The sequence below is a fragment of the Mesorhizobium sp. M4A.F.Ca.ET.090.04.2.1 genome, from assembly GCF_003999085.1.
Lineage (GTDB): Bacteria > Pseudomonadota > Alphaproteobacteria > Rhizobiales > Rhizobiaceae > Mesorhizobium.
The window spans coordinates 1-3,160 of the sequence record NZ_RZOT01000634.1 but is presented as its reverse complement, the minus strand read 5'-3'; the positions used below and the strand labels follow the sequence as shown (position 1 = coordinate 3,160).

The following is a 3,160-nucleotide window of genomic DNA, read 5'->3' as shown; positions in this document are numbered from 1 at the left end:
CCTTGTGGACGCCGACCTTCTCGCAGACGCGCGCATAGACCTCGCGCGCGTCTGCGAGAAGGTCGGCGTCCACAAGGTGGCGCTGATCACCGGCGAGGAGAAGATCCAACCGGCGGGCGCCAGATATTCGGTCTGCACGGTGGAGGCGATGCCGCGCGAGACCGATGCGGCCTTCGTCGCCATCGACGAGGTGCAGCTTGCCGGCGACCTCGAGCGTGGCCACATCTTCACCGACCGTATCCTGCATCTGCGCGGCCGCCAGGAAACGCTGCTGCTCGGCGCGGCCACCATGCACGGCATCCTGCAGCGCCTCCTGAAGGGCATCTCGGTGGTGACGCGGCCCAGGCTGTCGCACCTGGCCTATGCCGGCTCGAAGAAATTGACCCGCCTGCCGCGGCGCACCGCGATCGTCGCCTTCTCAGCCGACGAGGTCTACGCCATCGCCGAGCTGATCCGCCGCCAGCAGGGCGGTGCCGCCGTCGTGCTCGGCGCGCTCTCGCCACGCACCCGCAACGCGCAGGTGGCGCTGTTCCAGTCGGGCGACGTCGACTACCTTGTCGCCACCGACGCCATCGGCATGGGGCTCAACCTCGACCTCGACCACGTCGCCTTCGCCCAGAACCGCAAGTTCGATGGCTACCAATACCGCAACCTGACCGCGGCCGAGCTCGGCCAGATCGCCGGCCGCGCCGGCCGCCACCTGCGCGACGGCACGTTCGGCGTCACCGGCCAGGTCGATCCGCTGGACGAGGAACTGGTCCAGAAGATCGAGGGCCATGACTTCGATCCGGTGAAGGTCCTGCAATGGCGCACCGCCGATTTCGATTTCTCCAGCCTCGACGCGCTGAAGCGCTCGATCGAGACCAACGCTCCGGTGGAGGGCCTGACACGCGCCCTGCCGGCGGTCGATGCGCAGGCGCTGGAGCATCTGTCGCGCGACGAGGAGATCCGCTCGCTCGCCACCGATGCCAGGCGCGTCGCGCTGCTCTGGGAAGCCTGTGCCCTGCCCGACTACCGCAAGATCGCACCGGCCCAGCATGCCGACCTGATCGCGTCGATCTACATGGACCTCGCCAGGCGCGGCCATGTCGATGAGAACTACATGGCCGAGCAGGTCCGCCGCGCCGACACGACCGATGGCGATATCGACACGCTCTCGCACCGCATCGCCCAGATTCGTACTTGGACCTTTGTCTCCAACCGGCCTGGCTGGCTGGCCGATCAGGCACACTGGCAGGAAAAGACGCGCGAAATCGAAGACAGATTGTCGGATGCGCTGCATGAGCGGTTGACGAAACGCTTCGTAGACCGCAGGACTTCCGTCCTCATGCGGCGCCTTAGAGAAAATACAATGCCTGAAGCCGAAATAAGCCCTACCGGAACCGTCCTCGTCGAAGGCCATCATGTCGGCGAGTTGCAGGGGTTCCGCTTCACCGCCGACCAGAGCGCCGGCGGCGAGGATGCCAAGGCCGTACGCACGGCTGCCCAAAAGGCGCTTGCCGCCGAGTTCGAAACGCGCGCCGAACGCTTCGGCGCCTGCGCCAATGGCGATCTCGCGCTCGGCTCCGACGGAACGCTGCGCTGGATCGGCGCGCCGATCGGCACGCTGGTTGCCGGCGATGAGCCGCTGAAGCCGCGCCTCGTGCTGCTGGCCGACGAGCAGCTCACCGGCCCGGCCCGCGACAAGGTGGCGGCGCGCGCCGAGCGCTTTGTCAATTTCCAGATCGAGTCGCTGCTGAAGCCGTTGGTCGACCTGAAGAATGCCGAGCAGCTCACCGGCATCGGTCGCGGCATCGCCTTCCAGCTCGTCGAGCATTTCGGCCTCATAAACCGCCGCGACATCACCGAGGAGATGAAGTCGCTCGACCAGGAGGGCCGCGCGGCGCTGCGCCGGCTGGGCGTGCGCTTCGGCGCCTACCACGTCTTCGTGCCGGCGCTGGTCAAGCCGGCGCCGGCCGGGCTGGTGACGCTTCTCTGGGCGCTGAAGAATGACGGCAAGGACAAGCCCGGCTTTGGCGACGTGGTGCATGCGCTGGCGTCGGGCCGCACCTCGGTGGTCATCGATCCCGCCTTCGACAAGAGCTTCTACAAGCTCGCCGGCTACCGCAATCTCGGTCGCCGCGCGGTGCGCGTCGATATCCTCGAGCGGCTGGCCGACCTGATCCGCCCCGCGACCAACTGGAAGCCGGAGCTGGGCCAGCGTCCCGACGGCGCCTATGACGGCCACGCCTTCATGGTGACGCCGCCGATGATGTCGATCCTCGGCGCTACCGCCGACGACATGGAAGAGATCCTCAAAGGTCTCGGCTATCGCGCCGAGCCGAAGCCGGCAGCCGAGGTCAAGGCGCGGCTCGAGGCGCAAGACAGTGCCGCGCGCGAGGCGGCCGCCGCCAAGCTTGCGGCGGAAGAGGCGGCAAAGGCCGAGATGGGTGCAGCGGCCGCAGCCACGGCTGCGGAAGCCGGTGCCGAAACACCGGCCGAGGGTTCTGGACCTGGGCCGGACGCCGCTGTCGCGCCGGAAGCCACGGTCGACGTTTCGGCCGAACCCGTCACCGGACTGGTCGCTGAAGAGCCGCTTGAGGCTCCAGCCCAAGCCACGCACGAGGCCCCGGTGGTGGTGGAAGCCGTCGCCGAAGAACCAGCTGACGCTGCTCCGGCAGCCGAGGCGGAGGCAGAAGCCCAGACTGCGGAAGTCGACGTCGTAGCGGGAGAGCCGGTGGCCGAGGACTCGCCGGCGGCGGCCGACGGGTCCACCCAGCCTGCCGCGACTGCGGAAGCCGGCGAGACGGCATCCGAGGCCGAGGAGCCGAAGCCTATCCTGTTGTGGCGTCAGGGTCGTTTCGAGCAGCGCCCACGCCACCGGCACGACAACCGCCGCGACAATCGCCCGCGCAACGGACCGGCCGCGCAGGGCGGCCGGTCCGACGCAACTGGCGAAGCGGCCGGCCAGCCGGGCGGACGCCCGAATGACGGGCGCCGCGACCAGCGCGACGGTGCCGGCAAGCCGCGCTTCGACCGCTCCAAGTTCAAGCCGAGGCCGCCAGGCGAGGCTGGCGAGCGGCGCGAAGGCAGGCCGCAAGGCGAGCGTCCCGACCGCCGCGACGGCAGGCCCGACTGGAAAGGCGGCCGGCAGGATGGCAAGGGCGGCGCGCAAGCCGGC

The 3,160-nt window shown here is 69.1% G+C and carries 1 protein-coding gene; it reads left to right on the top strand.

Annotation, left to right across the window (positions count from 1 at the left end; all coding sequences use genetic code 11):
- Positions 1–4: 4 nt before the first annotated feature.
- The coding region (locus EN781_RS29445; RefSeq protein ID WP_245492683.1) for a helicase-related protein at positions 5–3,160 on the top strand (3,156 nt) is incomplete at its 3' end.